The organism is Pseudomonas sp. H3_E07, from assembly GCF_054668895.1.
Genome location: NZ_CP162795.1, coordinates 3408233 through 3425937, shown reverse-complemented (window position 1 = coordinate 3425937; position 17705 = coordinate 3408233). Strand labels below are relative to the sequence as shown.

At 55.2% G+C, this 17705-nt stretch carries 13 protein-coding genes and 4 tRNA genes; all 17 read right to left on the bottom strand.

The window, feature by feature from the left end; genetic code table 11:
• Window positions 1-149: 149 nt before the first annotated feature.
• On the bottom strand, window positions 150-1343 hold the full coding sequence (gene tuf / locus AB4O08_RS15585; RefSeq protein WP_010206920.1) for an elongation factor Tu: 1194 nt from the start codon (window positions 1341-1343) through the stop codon (window positions 150-152).
• 30 nt (window positions 1344-1373) lie between these two features.
• Window positions 1374-3479, bottom strand: coding sequence for an elongation factor G (gene fusA, locus AB4O08_RS15580; protein WP_033900034.1), 2106 nt, complete (start codon window positions 3477-3479; stop codon window positions 1374-1376).
• Between the two features lie 30 nt (window positions 3480-3509).
• The gene (rpsG, locus tag AB4O08_RS15575) at window positions 3510-3980 is read right to left on the bottom strand and encodes a 30S ribosomal protein S7 (protein ID WP_002555493.1); all 471 of its coding nucleotides are present in this window, start codon (window positions 3978-3980) and stop codon (window positions 3510-3512) included.
• 118 nt (window positions 3981-4098) lie between these two features.
• Window positions 4099-4470 carry a 30S ribosomal protein S12 gene (rpsL, locus tag AB4O08_RS15570; RefSeq protein WP_002555494.1) on the bottom strand — a complete coding sequence of 124 codons (372 nt, stop codon included), beginning with the start codon at window positions 4468-4470 and terminating at the stop codon, window positions 4099-4101.
• A gap of 217 nt (window positions 4471-4687) precedes the next feature.
• Complete coding sequence (rpoC, locus tag AB4O08_RS15565) at window positions 4688-8887, bottom strand: DNA-directed RNA polymerase subunit beta' (protein WP_010206924.1); 4200 nt, start codon at window positions 8885-8887, stop codon at window positions 4688-4690.
• 64 nt (window positions 8888-8951) lie between these two features.
• Complete coding sequence (gene rpoB / locus AB4O08_RS15560; RefSeq protein WP_010206926.1) at window positions 8952-13025, bottom strand: DNA-directed RNA polymerase subunit beta; 4074 nt, start codon at window positions 13023-13025, stop codon at window positions 8952-8954.
• A 219-nt stretch (window positions 13026-13244) separates the two neighbouring features.
• A complete protein-coding gene (gene rplL / locus AB4O08_RS15555) occupies window positions 13245-13610 on the bottom strand; it encodes a 50S ribosomal protein L7/L12 (protein ID WP_021492993.1) in 366 nt (121 codons plus the stop codon).
• Between the two features lie 78 nt (window positions 13611-13688).
• Window positions 13689-14189, bottom strand: a complete 501-nt coding sequence (gene rplJ / locus AB4O08_RS15550; RefSeq protein WP_010206364.1) for a 50S ribosomal protein L10 — start codon at window positions 14187-14189, stop codon at window positions 13689-13691.
• 199 nt (window positions 14190-14388) lie between these two features.
• On the bottom strand, window positions 14389-15084 hold the full coding sequence (gene rplA, locus AB4O08_RS15545) for a 50S ribosomal protein L1 (protein ID WP_003176434.1): 696 nt from the start codon (window positions 15082-15084) through the stop codon (window positions 14389-14391).
• Window positions 15084-15515 carry a 50S ribosomal protein L11 gene (gene rplK / locus AB4O08_RS15540; protein WP_003176435.1) on the bottom strand — a complete coding sequence of 144 codons (432 nt, stop codon included), beginning with the start codon at window positions 15513-15515 and terminating at the stop codon, window positions 15084-15086. The genes rplA and rplK overlap by 1 nt, the downstream gene beginning before the upstream one ends.
• Before the next feature lie 117 nt (window positions 15516-15632).
• The gene (gene nusG / locus AB4O08_RS15535) at window positions 15633-16166 is read right to left on the bottom strand and encodes a transcription termination/antitermination protein NusG (RefSeq protein ID WP_003176436.1); all 534 of its coding nucleotides are present in this window, start codon (window positions 16164-16166) and stop codon (window positions 15633-15635) included.
• A gap of 9 nt (window positions 16167-16175) precedes the next feature.
• Entirely contained in the window at window positions 16176-16544 is a 369-nt protein-coding gene (gene secE / locus AB4O08_RS15530) for a preprotein translocase subunit SecE (RefSeq protein ID WP_003194658.1), read from the bottom strand.
• Window positions 16545-16589: 45 nt separating this feature from the next.
• Window positions 16590-16665 (bottom strand) — tRNA-Trp (locus AB4O08_RS15525).
• A gap of 161 nt (window positions 16666-16826) precedes the next feature.
• Window positions 16827-16902, bottom strand: a tRNA-Thr gene (locus AB4O08_RS15520).
• Window positions 16903-16928: 26 nt separating this feature from the next.
• A tRNA-Gly gene (locus AB4O08_RS15515) sits at window positions 16929-17002 on the bottom strand.
• A 24-nt stretch (window positions 17003-17026) separates the two neighbouring features.
• Window positions 17027-17111, bottom strand: a tRNA-Tyr gene (locus AB4O08_RS15510).
• Between the two features lie 143 nt (window positions 17112-17254).
• Window positions 17255-17701, bottom strand: a complete 447-nt coding sequence (locus AB4O08_RS15505) for a hypothetical protein (protein ID WP_010206929.1) — start codon at window positions 17699-17701, stop codon at window positions 17255-17257.
• Window positions 17702-17705: the final 4 nt, after the last annotated feature.

Here is a 17705-nt window from a genome sequence, read left to right as displayed (position 1 = left end):
ACTCCGGCTGCTATTCCCAGCGAGCGCAATACGCCCGTTAAAAGGAGGCGCAATTCTATAGACGGCCCTGATAGGTGTCAACCCAATAAAAAAGGCCCCCGCTGAGCGGGGGCCTTTTCAAAACATCAGAGCTATCTCAGAAGAGATAATTACTCGATGATTTTAGCTACAACGCCAGCACCAACGGTACGGCCGCCTTCACGGATAGCGAAGCGCAGGCCGTCTTCCATAGCGATGGTTTTGATCAGGGTAACAGTCATTTGAATGTTATCGCCTGGCATTACCATTTCTACGCCTTCTGGCAATTCGCAGTTACCGGTCACGTCAGTAGTACGGAAGTAGAACTGTGGACGGTAGCCTTTGAAGAACGGAGTGTGACGACCGCCTTCTTCCTTGCTCAGAACGTAAACTTCTGCGGTGAACTTGGTGTGCGGCTTAACCGAACCTGGCTTAACCAGAACCTGGCCACGCTCAACGTCGTCACGCTTGGTACCACGCAGCAGAACGCCGCAGTTCTCGCCAGCACGACCTTCGTCGAGCAGTTTACGGAACATTTCAACACCGGTGCAGGTGGTGACGGTGGTGTCACGCAGACCAACGATTTCCAGTGGATCCTGAACGCGAACGATACCGCGCTCGATACGACCAGTCACAACAGTACCACGACCGGAGATCGAGAATACGTCTTCGATTGGCATCAGGAACGGCTTGTCGGTCAGACGAACTGGCTCTGGGATGTAGGAATCCAGAGTTTCAACCAGCTTACGAACGGCAGTGGTGCCCATTTCGTTGTCGTCTTTGCCTTCCAGAGCCATACGAGCAGAACCGATGATGATCGGAGTGTCGTCGCCTGGGAAGTCGTAAGTGCTCAGCAGATCGCGCACTTCCATCTCAACCAGTTCCAGCAGCTCAGCGTCGTCTACCAGGTCAGCCTTGTTCAGGAAGACCACGATGTACGGAACGCCTACCTGACGGGACAGCAGGATGTGCTCACGGGTTTGTGGCATCGGACCATCAGCGGCCGAGCAAACCAGGATAGCGCCGTCCATCTGGGCAGCACCAGTGATCATGTTCTTCACATAGTCAGCGTGACCTGGGCAGTCAACGTGAGCGTAGTGACGAATAGTCGAGTTGTACTCAACGTGCGCGGTGTTGATGGTGATACCACGAGCTTTTTCTTCTGGTGCGCTGTCGATCTTGTCGAAGTCAACACGAGCCGAACCGAAAACTTCGGAGCAAACGCGAGTCAGAGCAGCAGTCAGAGTGGTTTTACCGTGGTCAACGTGACCGATGGTGCCAACGTTGACGTGCGGTAGGGAACGATCAAATTTTTCTTTAGCCACGACAATTAACTCCTTGCCTAAAGGACTGAATCAGCCTTGTTTTTTGGATACAGTTTCAGCGATGTGCGCCGGAGCTGTGTTGTATTTTTTGAATTCCATAGAGTAGCTTGCGCGACCCTGGGACATGGAGCGAACGTCGGTCGCATAACCGAACATCTCACCCAACGGAACCTCGGCGCGAATCACTTTGCCGGAAACCGTGTCTTCCATACCCAAGATCATGCCGCGACGACGGTTAAGGTCGCCCATGACATCACCCATATAGTCTTCAGGTGTAACAACTTCTACCGCCATGATTGGCTCAAGCAACTCACCACCGCCCTTCTGGGCCAGTTGCTTGGTTGCCATGGAAGCAGCCACCTTAAACGCCATCTCGTTGGAGTCGACGTCGTGGTAAGAACCGTCAAAAACGGTTGCTTTCAGGCCGATCAGCGGATAGCCGGCAACAACACCGTTCTTCATCTGCTCTTCGATACCCTTCTGGATAGCAGGGATGTATTCCTTAGGAACAACACCACCTACTACTTCGTTCACGAATTGCAGACCTTCCTGACCTTCGTCAGCAGGAGCAAAACGGATCCAGCAGTGACCGAACTGACCACGACCGCCGGACTGACGAACGAACTTGCCTTCGATTTCGCAATTCTTCGTGATGCGCTCACGATAGGAAACCTGAGGCTTACCGATGTTGGCTTCGACGTTGAACTCACGGCGCATCCGGTCAACCAGGATGTCCAGGTGAAGCTCGCCCATGCCAGAGATGATCGTTTGACCAGTCTCTTCATCAGTCTTGACGCGGAAAGATGGATCTTCCTGAGCAAGTTTGCCCAGAGCGATACCCATTTTTTCCTGGTCATCCTTGGTCTTAGGCTCTACGGCAACCGAAATAACCGGCTCCGGGAAGTCCATGCGAACCAGGATGATTGGCTTGGCAGCGTCGCACAAAGTCTCACCAGTGGTGACGTCCTTCATGCCGATCAGGGCCGCGATGTCACCAGCGCGCACTTCCTTGATCTCTTCACGGGCGTTTGCGTGCATTTGCACCATACGACCCACGCGCTCTTTCTTGCCTTTAACCGAGTTGATCACGCCGTCGCCGGAGGCCAACACGCCCGAGTAAACGCGGACGAAGGTCAAAGTACCCACGAATGGGTCGGTTGCGATCTTGAACGCCAAAGCCGAGAACGGCTCGCTATCATCGGCGTGACGCTCCATCTCTTCTTCCTCGTTATCCGGGTTGGTACCCTTGATAGCAGGAATGTCGGTTGGAGCCGGCAGGTAGTCGATAACGGCGTCGAGAACCAGGGGAACACCCTTGTTCTTGAAGGAAGAACCACAAACAGCCAAGACGATCTCACCAGCGATAGTACGCTGACGCAGAGCAGCCTTGATTTCCACGTTGGTGAGTTCTTCACCTTCGAGGTACTTGTTCATCAGCTCTTCGTTGGCTTCGGCAGCAGCCTCAACCATGTTGTTACGCCACTCGTCAGCCAGTTCCTGCAGCTCTGCAGGGATAGGCTTGCGAACAGGAACCATACCTTTGTCGGAATCATTCCAGTAGACCGCTTCCATGTTGATCAGATCGATCTGACCCTGGAAGTTGTCTTCGGAACCGATAGCCAATTGGATTGGCACCGGGGTGTGACCCAGACGCTGCTTGATCTGACCGATCACGCGCAGGAAGTTGGCGCCAGCACGGTCCATCTTGTTTACGTAAACAAGACGTGGAACACCGTACTTGTTGGCTTGACGCCATACGGTTTCCGACTGCGGCTCAACACCCGAGGTACCGCAGAACACAACGACAGCGCCGTCGAGTACGCGCAGGGAACGTTCAACTTCAATGGTGAAGTCTACGTGGCCCGGGGTATCGATTACGTTGAAACGGTGCTCGTCTTTGTACTGCTTCTCGGAACCTTTCCAGAAGGCGGTAATAGCAGCAGAAGTAATGGTAATACCACGCTCCTGCTCCTGAACCATCCAGTCTGTGGTCGCGGCGCCGTCATGCACCTCGCCCATTTTGTGACTTTTGCCGGTGTAAAACAGTACGCGCTCAGTGGTGGTGGTTTTACCAGCATCCACGTGAGCAACGATACCGATGTTACGGTAGCGGCTAATCGGAGTAGTACGAGCCATAAAGCCCTCGCAAAATTAGTGAAGCTAAGATTAGAAGCGGTAGTGCGAGAAAGCTTTGTTAGCTTCAGCCATACGGTGCACGTCTTCACGCTTCTTAACAGCAGCACCTTTACCTTCAGCAGCGTCCAACAGCTCGCCGGCCAAACGCAGAGCCATAGACTTCTCGCCGCGCTTACGGGCGAAGTCTACCAACCAGCGCATTGCCAGAGCGTTACGACGGGACGGGCGAACTTCGACCGGAACCTGGTAAGTAGCACCGCCTACACGGCGCGACTTCACTTCGACCAGCGGAGCGATGGCGTCGAGAGCTTTCTCGAAGATTTCCAGGGGATCGCTGTTCTTGCGTTCTTTAACCTTTTCCAGCGCGCCATAAACGATACGCTCGGCAACGGCTTTCTTGCCGCTTTCCATCACGTGGTTCATGAACTTGGCCAGGATTTGGCTTCCGTATTTTGGATCGTCAAGCACTTCGCGCTTGGCTGCTACGCGTCTTCTTGGCATGGATAAGCCCTCAAACGGTCTTCAGGTTCGCTCGGAATCGGTGCCCTTTCGGGACGCCTCCGACCTTACTCTTATCGACTCAGAAAATAAGATGATTCAGTGTTACAAAAAGCCGCTACTACTTAGGCTTCTTGGTACCGTACTTCGAACGACCCTGGTTACGACCTTTAACGCCGGAAGTATCCAAGGAGCCGCGTACGGTGTGGTAACGAACACCTGGCAAGTCTTTTACACGACCGCCGCGGATCAGTACCACGCTGTGCTCTTGCAGGTTGTGACCTTCACCACCGATGTACGAGGAAACCTCGAAACCGTTGGTCAGGCGCACACGGCATACTTTACGCAGTGCCGAGTTAGGTTTTTTCGGCGTAGTGGTATACACGCGAGTGCATACGCCACGACGTTGCGGGCAGTTCTGCAGCGCAGGTACGTCGGATTTCTCGACGATACGCTTACGCGGCTGACGTACCAGCTGGTTGATAGTTGCCATCTACTAGCTCCACTGTTGTCTTGCGACGCTATTGTCTTGCAAGAAAAGCAAAATGGCAGGAACGAATTCCCGCCAAATTTAGGGGTACAAGAGTCTAAAGAGGATCTTGTCCCCAGTCAAGGCAAGGCCCCGACCTCCCCTCTCATCGAACCGGGACAAAACTGCCTCGATCCGACGAATGGGGGCTGCCAGGGCCCGGTCTTATTTATCGCAGAACTCAGTTACCGCTAGAGTTCAGCGCTTCGGTCAGTGCAGCTTCCACTTCACTGGCGCTTACGCGCAACGGTTTGTCAGCATCACGGCGACGCTTACGCTCGCTGTGGTAAGCCAAACCGGTACCGGCTGGGATCAGACGACCCACAACCACGTTTTCTTTCAGGCCGCGCAGGTAATCGCGCTTGCCGGTTACCGCTGCTTCGGTCAGTACGCGAGTGGTCTCCTGGAAGGAGGCCGCCGAGATGAACGACTCAGTGGACAACGACGCCTTGGTGATACCCAGCAACACGCGAGTGAACTTGGAGACAAATTTGTCTTCCGCGGCCAGACGCTCGTTTTCCACCAGTACGTGAGTCAGTTCCATCTGGTCGCCCTTGATGAAACTGGAATCGCCGGATTCAGCGATTTCAACTTTACGCAGCATCTGACGCAGGATCGTCTCGATGTGCTTATCGTTGATCTTCACGCCTTGCAGGCGGTAAACGTCCTGGATCTCGTTAACGATGTACTTGGCCAGCGCACTCACACCCAGCAGACGCAGGATGTCGTGTGGATCGCTTGGGCCGTCGGAGATAACTTCGCCGCGGTTTACCTGTTCGCCTTCGAAGACGTTGAGGTGACGCCACTTCGGAATCAGCTCTTCGTACGGATCGCTACCGTCGTTCGGCGTAATAACCAGACGGCGCTTGCCTTTGGTTTCCTTACCGAATGCGATGGTACCGCTGACTTCAGCCAGAATCGACGCTTCTTTCGGACGACGCGCTTCGAACAAGTCGGCAACACGCGGCAGACCACCGGTGATGTCACGGGTCTTCGAAGTTTCTTGCGGGATACGCGCGATAACATCACCGATCGCGATCTTCGCACCATCCGCTACACCGACCAGGGCGTTGGCTGGCAGGAAGTACTGAGCGATTACGTCAGTGCCTGGCAGCAACAAGTCCTTGCCGTTGTCATCGACCATCTTCACGGCAGGACGGATGTCTTTACCGGCAGCTGGACGATCTTTCGCATCGAGTACTTCAATGTTGGTCATACCGGTCAATTCGTCAGTCTGACGCTTGATCGTGATGCCTTCTTCCATGCCCACGTAGGTCACGGTACCTTTCATTTCGGTAACGATTGGGTGAGTGTGCGGATCCCACTTGGCCACGATTGCGCCAGCGTCGACCTTGTCACCTTCTTTAACCGAAATCACAGCACCGTACGGCAGCTTGTAACGCTCGCGCTCACGACCGTAGTCATCAGCGATTGCCAGCTCACCGGAACGGGACACAGCAACCAGGTGGCCATCCACTCGCTCAACGTGTTTCAGGTTGTGCAGACGGACAGTACCGCCATTCTTCACCTGAACGCTGTCAGCTGCGGAGGTACGGCTTGCCGCACCACCGATGTGGAACGTACGCATGGTCAGCTGGGTACCCGGCTCACCGATGGACTGGGCAGCGATAACGCCGACCGCTTCACCGATGTTCACCTGGTGACCACGAGCCAAGTCACGGCCGTAGCACTTGGCACAAATGCCGTAGCGGGTTTCGCAGCTGATCGGCGAGCGAACGATCACTTCGTCGATGCTGTTGAGTTCGATGAACTCGACCCACTTCTCGTCTACCAGAGTACCGGCAGGAACGATAACTTCCTCGGTGCCTGGCTTGAATACGTCACGGGCAATCACACGACCCAATACGCGCTCACCCAGCGGCTCTACAACGTCACCGCCTTCAATGTGCGGAGTCATCAGCAGGCCGTGCTCGGTGCCGCAATCGATCTCGGTGACAACCAGATCTTGTGCAACGTCTACCAGACGACGAGTCAGGTAACCGGAGTTAGCGGTTTTCAACGCGGTATCCGCAAGACCCTTACGAGCACCGTGAGTGGAGATGAAGTACTGAAGTACGCTCAAACCTTCACGGAAGTTCGCAGTAATCGGCGTTTCGATGATGGAACCGTCCGGCTTGGCCATCAGGCCACGCATACCGGCGAGCTGACGGATCTGCGCAGCAGAACCCCGTGCGCCCGAGTCGGCCATCATGTACATCGAGTTGAAGGACTCTTGGTCAACTTCGTCGCCGTGACGGTCGATGACTTTCTCTTTCGAGAGGTTGGCCATCATCGCCTTGGAAACTTCGTCGTTCGCCTTCGACCAAAGGTCGATTACCTTGTTGTACTTCTCGCCCTGGGTTACCAGGCCGGAGGCGTACTGGCTTTCGATCTCTTTCACTTCGTCGGTGGCAGCACCGATGATGCGGGCTTTTTCATCCGGGATAACGAAGTCGTTAACACCGATGGAAACGCCGGAAATGGTCGAGTAAGCAAAACCGGTGTACATCAACTGGTCAGCGAAGATCACGGTCTCTTTCAAACCAACCACGCGGTAGCACTGGTTGATCAGCTTGGAGATCGCCTTTTTCTTCATCGGCAGGTTGACGACGTCGTACGACAGGCCTTTTGGTACAACCTGATACAACAGCGCACGGCCGACGGTGGTGTCGACAATACGGGTGTTGGTCACGCTGCCGCCATCACGGTCGTTGACGGTTTCGTTGATCCGCACTTTGACCTTGGCGTGCAGTGCGGCTTCGCCGGCACGGAACACACGGTCAACTTCTTGCAGGTCAGCGAACACACGACCTTCGCCCTTGGCGTTGATCGCTTCACGGGTCATGTAGTACAGACCCAATACAACGTCCTGCGACGGAACGATGATTGGCTCACCGTTGGCTGGCGACAGAATGTTGTTGGTCGACATCATCAACGCGCGCGCTTCCAACTGGGCTTCCAGTGTCAGCGGTACGTGCACGGCCATTTGGTCACCGTCGAAGTCGGCGTTGTACGCAGCACAGACCAGCGGGTGCAGCTGGATAGCCTTACCTTCGATCAGTACCGGTTCAAACGCCTGGATACCCAGACGGTGAAGGGTCGGTGCACGGTTGAGGAGAACCGGGTGTTCGCGGATCACTTCAGCGAGAACGTCCCAAACCTCTGGCAGTTCGCGCTCGACCATTTTCTTGGCCGCTTTGATGGTGGTCGCGAGACCGCGCATTTCCAGCTTGCCGAAGATGAACGGCTTGAACAGCTCCAGAGCCATCTTCTTAGGCAGACCGCACTGGTGCAGACGCAGGGTCGGGCCTACGGTAATTACCGAACGACCGGAGTAGTCAACACGCTTACCGAGCAAGTTCTGACGGAAACGACCTTGCTTACCCTTGATCATGTCAGCCAGGGATTTCAGAGGACGCTTGTTGGAACCAGTGATAGCGCGGCCACGACGACCGTTGTCGAGCAAGGCGTCGACCGCTTCTTGCAACATACGCTTTTCGTTGCGCACGATGATGTCCGGCGCGGACAGATCGAGCAGGCGCTTCAAGCGGTTGTTACGGTTGATCACGCGGCGGTACAGGTCGTTGAGGTCGGACGTCGCGAAACGACCACCGTCCAACGGTACCAGCGGACGCAGGTCTGGCGGCAGAACCGGCAGAACGGTCAGCACCATCCACTCTGGCAAGTTGCCGGAACCCTGGAAGGCTTCCATCAACTTCAGACGCTTGGACAGCTTCTTGATCTTGGTTTCGGAGTTGGTTTGCGGAATTTCTTCACGCAGACGGCCAATCTCGTGCTCCAGGTCGATAGCGTGCAGCAGTTCGCGGACAGCTTCGGCACCCATGCGGGCATCGAAATCGTCGCCGAACTCTTCCAGCGCTTCGAAATACTGCTCGTCGTTCAGCAGCTGACCTTTTTCAAGGGTGGTCATGCCTGGATCGATAACGACATAGCTCTCGAAGTAGAGAACGCGTTCGATATCACGCAGAGTCATGTCCATCAGCAAGCCGATACGGGACGGCAGCGATTTCAGGAACCAGATATGGGCAACTGGCGAAGCCAGTTCGATGTGCGCCATGCGCTCACGACGAACCTTGGCCAGTGCAACTTCAACGCCGCACTTCTCGCAGATCACACCACGGTGCTTCAAGCGCTTGTACTTACCGCACAGGCACTCGTAATCCTTTACCGGGCCAAAGATCTTGGCGCAGAACAGGCCGTCACGCTCAGGTTTGAACGTACGGTAGTTGATGGTTTCCGGCTTTTTAACTTCACCGAACGACCACGAACGGATCATCTCAGGCGATGCCAATCCAATACGGATGGCGTCGAACTCTTCGACTTGACCCTGGTTTTTCAGCAAATTCAGTAGGTCTTTCAAGGCCTTTCCTCCTGGCGGAGCAGAGAGCGGGCTAAACGGCCCCGCTCTCGATTCGCGTCACGTGTTATTCGGTTTCCAGATCGATATCGATGCCGAGGGAACGAATTTCTTTGATCAACACGTTGAAGGACTCGGGCATGCCCGGCTCCATACGGTGATCGCCGTCCACGATGTTTTTGTACATCTTGGTCCGGCCGTTCACATCGTCCGACTTCACTGTGAGCATTTCTTGCAGAGTGTAAGCAGCACCGTATGCTTCCAGTGCCCAGACCTCCATCTCCCCGAAACGCTGACCACCGAACTGAGCCTTACCACCCAGCGGCTGCTGGGTAACGAGGCTGTACGAACCGGTAGAACGAGCGTGCATCTTGTCGTCTACCAAGTGGTTCAGCTTCAGCATGTACATGTAGCCAACAGTAACCGGGCGCTCGAACTTGTTGCCGGTACGGCCGTCGAACAGCTGCATCTGGCCGCTTTCTGGCAGGTCTGCCAGTTTCAGCATGGCCTTGATTTCGCTTTCCTTGGCACCGTCGAACACCGGGGTAGCCATTGGAACGCCGCCGCGCAGGTTCTTCGCCAGATCCAGGATTTCCTGGTCGGAGAAGGTGTCCAGCTCTTCGTTGCGACCGCCGATCTCGTTGTAGATCTCGTGCAGGAACTTACGCAGGTCTGCGACCTTGCGCTGCTCTTCGATCATACGGTTGATCTTCTCGCCCAGACCTTTGGCCGCGAGGCCCAGGTGGGTTTCAAGGATCTGACCAACGTTCATACGCGAAGGTACGCCCAACGGGTTGAGGACGACGTCGACCGGGGTGCCATTGGCATCGTGCGGCATGTCTTCAACCGGCATGATCACGGAGACCACACCCTTGTTACCGTGACGACCAGCCATCTTGTCGCCCGGCTGGATGCGGCGACGGATTGCCAGGTAAACCTTGACGATTTTCAGCACGCCTGGAGCCAGGTCATCGCCCTGCTGCAGTTTGCGCTTCTTGTCTTCAAACTTGTCGTCCAGCAGACGGCGACGATCAACGATGTAGGCCTGAGCCTTCTCGAGCTGCTCGTTCAGAGCATCTTCAGCCATGCGCAGTTTGAACCACTGGCCGTGCTCAAGACCGTCGAGGATTTCGTCGGTGATGTCCTGACCTTTCTTCAGACCTGCGCCGCCTTCAGCCTTGTGGCCTACCAGGGCGGAACGCAGACGTTCGAAGGTCGCGCCTTCAACGATACGGAACTCTTCGTTCAGGTCCTTGCGGATCTCGTCGAGCTGGGTCTTCTCGATGGACAGTGCACGAGCATCACGCTCAACGCCGTCACGGGTGAAGACCTGTACGTCGATGACAGTACCCTTGGTACCGGTAGGCACACGCAGGGAGGTGTCTTTAACGTCGCTGGCTTTTTCACCGAAGATGGCACGCAGCAGTTTTTCTTCCGGAGTCAGTTGAGTCTCGCCTTTCGGGGTGACCTTACCTACCAGGATGTCGCCTGCGCCTACTTCAGCACCTACGTAAACGATACCGGCTTCGTCCAGCTTGTTCAGTGCAGCTTCACCCACGTTCGGGATGTCTGCAGTGATTTCCTCAGGCCCAAGCTTGGTGTCACGTGCCACACAGGTCAGTTCCTGAATGTGGATCGTGGTGAAGCGGTCTTCTTGAACAACACGCTCGGACAGGCAGATGGAGTCTTCGAAGTTGAAGCCGTTCCATGCCATGAACGCGATACGCATGTTCTGGCCCAGAGCCAGCTCACCCATATCGGTGGACGGGCCATCAGCCATGATGTCGCTGCGCTGAACGCGATCACCCTTGCTCACCAGCGGACGCTGGTTGATGCAGGTGTTCTGGTTCGAGCGGGTGTATTTGGTCAGGTTGTAGATGTCGACACCGGCTTCGCCAGTTTCTACTTCGTCATCGGCAACACGAACCACGATACGGCTGGCATCAACGGAATCGATCACGCCGCCACGACGAGCCACGACGCAAACGCCGGAGTCACGAGCTACGTTACGCTCCATGCCGGTACCTACCAGCGGCTTGTCGGCGCGCAGGGTCGGTACAGCTTGACGCTGCATGTTGGAACCCATCAACGCACGGTTGGCGTCATCGTGCTCCAGGAACGGGATCAGCGACGCTGCAACCGACACTACCTGCTTCGGCGACACGTCCATCAAGGTGACGTCTTCCGGCGCCTTGACGGTGAACTCGTTCAAGTGACGAACAGCTACCAGCTCGTCGACCAGGACTTTCTTGTCGTTCATCGTGGCCGAAGCCTGAGCGATCACGTGATCAGCTTCTTCGATGGCGGACAGGAACACGATCTCGTCGGTGACCAGAGCGTCTTTCACCACGCGGTACGGGCTCTCGAGGAAGCCGTACTGGTTGGTGCGCGCATAAGCGGCCAGGGAGTTGATCAGACCGATGTTCGGACCTTCCGGCGTTTCGATCGGGCAAACACGGCCGTAGTGCGTCGGGTGTACGTCACGAACTTCAAAGCCAGCACGCTCACGGGTCAGACCGCCCGGGCCCAGTGCAGATACACGGCGCTTGTGGGTGATCTCGGAGAGCGGGTTGTTCTGGTCCATGAACTGGGAAAGCTGGCTGGAACCGAAGAACTCTTTCACCGCCGCAGCCACTGGCTTGGCGTTGATCAGGTCTTGCGGCATCAGGCCTTCGCTTTCAGCCATCGACAGACGCTCTTTGACCGCACGCTCAACACGTACCAGGCCAACGCGGAACTGGTTCTCGGCCATTTCGCCTACACAGCGAACACGACGGTTACCCAGGTGGTCGATGTCATCGACGATGCCTTTGCCGTTACGGATGTCGACCAGGGTCTTCAGTACCGCGACGATGTCTTCCTTGCACAGCACGCCCGAACCTTCGATCTCGGTACGACCGATACGACGGTTGAACTTCATCCGGCCGACCGCAGACAGGTCATAGCGCTCAGGGCTGAAGAACAGGTTGTTGAACAGGGTTTCGGCAGCGTCTTTGGTTGGTGGCTCACCAGGACGCATCATGCGATAGATCTCGACCAGCGCTTCCAATTGGTTGCTGGTGGAGTCGATCTTCAGCGTGTCGGAAATGAACGGACCGCAGTCGATGTCGTTGGTATACAGGGTCTCGATGCGAACAACCTGAGCCTTGGCGATTTTGGCCAGGATTTCGGTGTTCAGCTCGGTGTTGCACTCAGCCAGGATTTCGCCTGTAGCTGGGTGAACGATGACCTTGGCGGTCGTGCGGCCCAGGACGTAGTCCAGAGGCACTTCCAGCTCTTTGATACCGGCTTTTTCGATCTGGTTGATGTGGCGCGCAGTGATACGACGGCCAGCTTCAACAATGACCTTGCCCTTTTCATCCTGAATGTCCAGGACAGCAATTTCACCACGCAGACGCGAAGCAATCAGCTCCAGCTTGAGGGTTTCATCCTTCAGGCTGAATACGTTGGTGGTGTAGAAGGCGTCCAGCACTTGCTCAGTGGTGTAGCCGAGCGCGCGCAGCAGTACCGAGGCCGGCAGCTTGCGACGACGGTCGATACGCACGAACACGCAGTCTTTCGGATCGAACTCGAAGTCCAACCACGAACCACGGTACGGAATGATCCGCGCGGAGTACAGGAGCTTACCAGAGCTGTGCGTCTTGCCGCGGTCGTGGTCGAAGAACACGCCCGGGGAACGGTGCAGCTGGGAAACGATCACACGCTCGGTACCGTTGATAACGAAGGTACCGTTCTCAGTCATCAGTGGGATTTCGCCCATGTAGACTTCTTGCTCTTTGATGTCCTTGATCGCTTTGTTCGACGATTCTTTGTCGAAAATGATCAGACGGACTTTTACCCGCAAAGGTACGGCGTACGTAACACCGCGCAACACGCATTCTTTGACATCAAATGCCGGTTCGCCCAGGCGATAACCGACGTACTCCAGCGCAGCATTGCCGGAGTAGCTGATGATCGGGAAAACGGATTTGAAGGCCGCATGCAGGCCCACGTCGCGGAACTGATCTTTGGTCGCTCCCGCCTGCAAGAATTCACGATACGAATCCAGCTGGATAGCCAGAAGGTACGGGACATCCATGACGTCCGGCAACTTGCTAAAGTCCTTGCGGATACGTTTTTTCTCAGTATATGAGTAAGCCATCAGCGTTCCCCAGCTTGGTCACCTGCTTGTTTGGCCCCCCCGACGGGAGCAGCCAGAAAATCTCGCAAACCCCATGGTTTGCACCACCGCATCGGGTGGCTACAGCGCGTTAATGGCGGCGACCGAGTCGTCAGCCAAGAACGGAAAAAGGCCGGTGGCAAGAGCCACCAGCCATCAGCCTTCAGCTTAACGCTTGGGCTGGAGACGCAAGGTCGATGCTTACTTCAGCTCGACTTTAGCGCCTGCTTCTTCCAGTGCTGCTTTGGCTTTGTCAGCTGCGTCTTTGGTAACAGCTTCCAGAACCTGGGCAGGAGCGCCGTCAACTACAGCCTTGGCTTCTTTCAGGCCCAGACCGGTCAGTTCACGTACTGCCTTGATCACGTTTACTTTCTTCTCGCCAGCTTCCAGCAGCATGACGTTGAATTCGGTTTGCTCTTCAGCAGCAACAGCAGCAACAGCTGGGCCAGCGGAAGCAGCGGCAGCGGAAACGCCGAATTTTTCTTCGAAAGCTTTGATCAGCTCAACAACCTGCAGAACCGACATTTCAGCTACGGCGTTGAGGATATCGTCTTGGGAGATAGACATTGCTGTATTTCCTGAATTGGGGGACGGCCTACTCGGCCATCGAAATAAACAAAAATACGCGAGAGAAGTCGCTCAGCCTTAGGCTGCGGCAGCTTCTTTTTGCTCGCGAACTGCGGCCAGAGTACGAGCCAGCTTGCTGGTAGCGCCTTGAATCACGCTCATCAGCTGCGAAATGGCTTCGTCGCGGGTCGGCAGTGTTGCCAGTACGTCGATTTGGTTAGCTGCGAGGAACTTGCCCTCGAACGCAGCTGCCTTGATCTCGAACTTTTCCTGACTCTTGGCGAATTCTTTGAACAAACGGGCAGCAGCGCCTGGATGTTCTTTGGAGAACGCGATCAGAGTCGGGCCGGTGAACACGTCGTTGAGGACACTGTATTCAGTGTCAGCAACAGCGCGCTTGAGCAGGGTGTTACGTACAACACGTACGTATACGCCAGCTTCACGAGCCTCTTTACGGAGTCCGGTCATAGCGCCTACTGTCACACCACGGGCATCAGCCACGACAGCGGACAGAGCAGCTTTGGCAGCCTCGTTGACTTCAGCGACGATGGCCTTCTTGTCTTCGAGATTAATTGCCACGGGTTTAACTCCTGCTTGTTACCGTTTCATCTGGCCGGAGCCGGATGTCGTTTTGGTGTCTGATTCGGTAAGGAACCGGGAGCACCATCTGCGTAGGCTTGTGGTTTAAGACTTGCGCCGCCTACGGTCTTGGATAGCCCCCGCCAGGCAGGGACCCCAATTTTTTCAATTGGCGCGATCGCTCGCGCCAATCTGTGTCTTATACGTCCAGCGAACCTTGGTCGATGACCAGACCTGGGCCCATAGTGGTGCTCAGGGTAACGCGCTTGACGTAGATACCTTTCGAGGAAGCTGGCTTGATACGCTTCAGATCAGCGATCAGGGCTTCAACGTTTTCCTTCAGCTTGACGGCGTCGAAGCCGACCTTGCCAACGGAGGTGTGAATGATGCCGTTTTTGTCGGTGCGATAACGAACCTGACCAGCCTTGGCGTTTTTAACCGCGGTGGCTACGTCTGGCGTTACAGTGCCGACTTTAGGGTTAGGCATCAGACCACGTGGACCGAGGATCTGACCCAACTGACCCACAACGCGCATTGCATCCGGGGAAGCAATAACGACGTCGTAGTTCAGGTCGCCGCCTTTCATTTCGGCAGCCAGGTCGTCCATGCCAACGCGATCAGCGCCGGCGGCCAGAGCAGCTTCAGCTGCCGGGCCTTGGGTGAAGACAGCTACACGTACAGTCTTGCCAGTACCGTGTGGCAGCACAGTTGCGCTACGAACGACCTGGTCGGATTTACGTGGGTCAACGCCCAGGTTTACAGCAACGTCAACGGACTCGCTGAACTTGACAGTCGACAGCTCGGTCAGCAGAGCAGCAGCGTCTACAAAATTGTAGGACTTGCCCGCTTCGATTTTGCCGGCGATAGCCTTTTGACGCTTGGTCAGCTTAGCCATTACACACCCTCCACGTTAAGGCCCATGCTACGAGCAGAACCGGCGATGGTACGCACGGCTGCATCCATATCAGCTGCAGTCAGATCCGCGTTTTTGGTTTTCGCGATTTCTTCCAGCTGAGCACGAGTTACGGTGCCAACCTTAACGGTGTTAGGACGAGCGGAACCGCTAGTCAGACCAGCAGCTTTCTTCAGCAGAACCGAAGCCGGGGTCGACTTGGTTTCGAAAGTGAAGCTACGGTCGCTGTATACAGTGATGATCACTGGAGTCGGCAGACCTGGCTCAAGACCCTGAGTACGGGCGTTGAAGGCCTTGCAGAATTCCATGATGTTCACGCCGTGCTGACCCAGAGCTGGACCAACAGGTGGACTTGGGTTGGCCTGAGCGGCCTTCACTTGCAGCTTGATGTAAGCGGTAATCTTCTTGGCCATGAGGCACTCCAATTACGGGTTCAAGCGCCTCGAAAGGCTCCCCGGTTACTTGCGCGTTTATCCCAGTGACGACAAAACCCCACAGCCTAAGGCTGCGGGGTTGGGATGCTTGCTCAGCTAGACCTTCTCGACCTGGCTGAACTCCAGCTCTACCGGAGTAGAGCGACCGAAAATGAGCACCGCCACTTGGATCCGGCTCTTTTCGTAGTTAACTTCTTCGACAGTACCGTTGAAATCAGCAAACGGACCATCTGTGACACGAACAACCTCACCCGGCTCGAACAACGTCTTCGGCTTAGGCTTGTCGCTACCATCAGCAACGCGGCGCAGAATCGCTTCTGCTTCTTTGTCGGTGATAGGAGCAGGCTTATCAGCGGTACCGCCAATGAAACCCATGACACGAGGGGTATCCTTGACCAAGTGCCAAGTACCTTCATTCATGTCCATCTGAACCAGCACATAGCCTGGGAAGAACTTGCGTTCACTCTTGCGCTTCTGGCCATTCCGCATTTCAACCACTTCTTCAGTGGGAACCAGAATTTCGCCGAAACCATCTTCCATGCCTGCCAGCTTTACGCGCTCTAGCAAAGAGCGCATAACATGCTTCTCGTAACCCGAGTAAGCATGCACAACGTACCAACGCTTAGCCACGGGACACCCTTAGCCAACAATCAAGGAAACAAGCCAGCCGAGCAGGGAATCAAGCCCCCACAACAGCAACGCCATAACCAGAACAACAGCCACAACGATCAACGTGGTCTGCGTGGTTTCTTGGCGAGTCGGCCAAACGACTTTACGAATTTCGGTGCGAGCTTCCTTTACCAGGACCGCGAAAGACTTGCCTTTGGCAGTCTGCAGGCCTACAAAGGCAGCAACAGCAGCAAGAGCAAGCAAAGCGAGCACGCGGTACAGGATCGGCGAAGCAGAATAGTACTGATTGCCAACAACGCCTACGACCACCAAGGCGACTACAGCGAGCCACTTGACCAGATCGAAACGAGAGCTTTGAGCTTCAGCCTTAGGAGTCATCTATGAAGATCCTGTGAAAAGAAAGCCAGATACACCACGTGAATCTGGCAGGTCAGGAGGGAATCGAACCCCCAACCTACGGTTTTGGAGACCGTCGCTCTGCCAATTGAGCTACTGACCTAAAACAAAATCAGGCCGACCATTATGCAGGCCTGAAAAAGACTTTACAACAACCAACCCCACTAGACTTGAAATCACCTAACCATAAGAGCCAGATACACACCAACAAGCCGAGGCAGCTGTTAAAACAAAGGCAGATATTTTCATATCTGCCTTGTCATATGGAGCTCTTGAGCGGATTTGAACCGCTGACCTCACCCTTACCAAGGGTGTGCTCTACCAACTGAGCTACAAGAGCGAAACACCTTGCACAACCTGCAAACTTGGAGCGGGTAGCGGGAATCGAACCCGCATCATCAGCTTGGAAGGCTGAGGTTCTACCACTAAACTATACCCGCGGAGCTTGCAGCTCACGCTAAAAATGGTGGAGGGGGAAGGATTCGAACCTTCGAAGTCGTAGACGTCAGATTTACAGTCTGATCCCTTTGGCCGCTCGGGAACCCCTCCTAAGCGAGCCGGCATTTTACATCACGCCGGCCTTCTGTCAAGCATTTTCTCATTTAAAAATATGAGGTTAGCTGCGTTGACCTTCGCTTCACGCTGTAGGCCTTAAAGGTCTTCACTGCGAAGCGGGCGCCATTCTATGCAAACTATTCGAGAGATGCAACGCCTTCGCACAACATTATTTTATGTTTTAACTCATTGAATTCCTTAGCAAGGTTTTCAAATGGCAGATCTTCAGCCAGGCGTCGGCTTTCAGGGGCTACACGCAGCCAATAGCCGGAAGCATCGACAGTATTCAGCAATTGAACCTTGACCTTTATATCCAGGCTCGTGAGCCGCTGCTCAACGGCCTGCGCCTGTCGCTGGTCCGCAAAGCCACCAATGTACAAACACGTATTTTGCGCATCAGCTGCCTTTGCACGCTCTTTGCGCGCTACAACGTCAGAGGATTCGCTGAGCAGTCGGATGTCCTGTTGCGACCCCTTGTAAAGGCTCAGGGGCGTGACATCTTTGGCGCGCAACGGTGCTTCTTGTTGATGCCAAATATAATAGAAGGCGTTGAGGACGAGTAAAAGCAAAAACAACCAACGCATAATC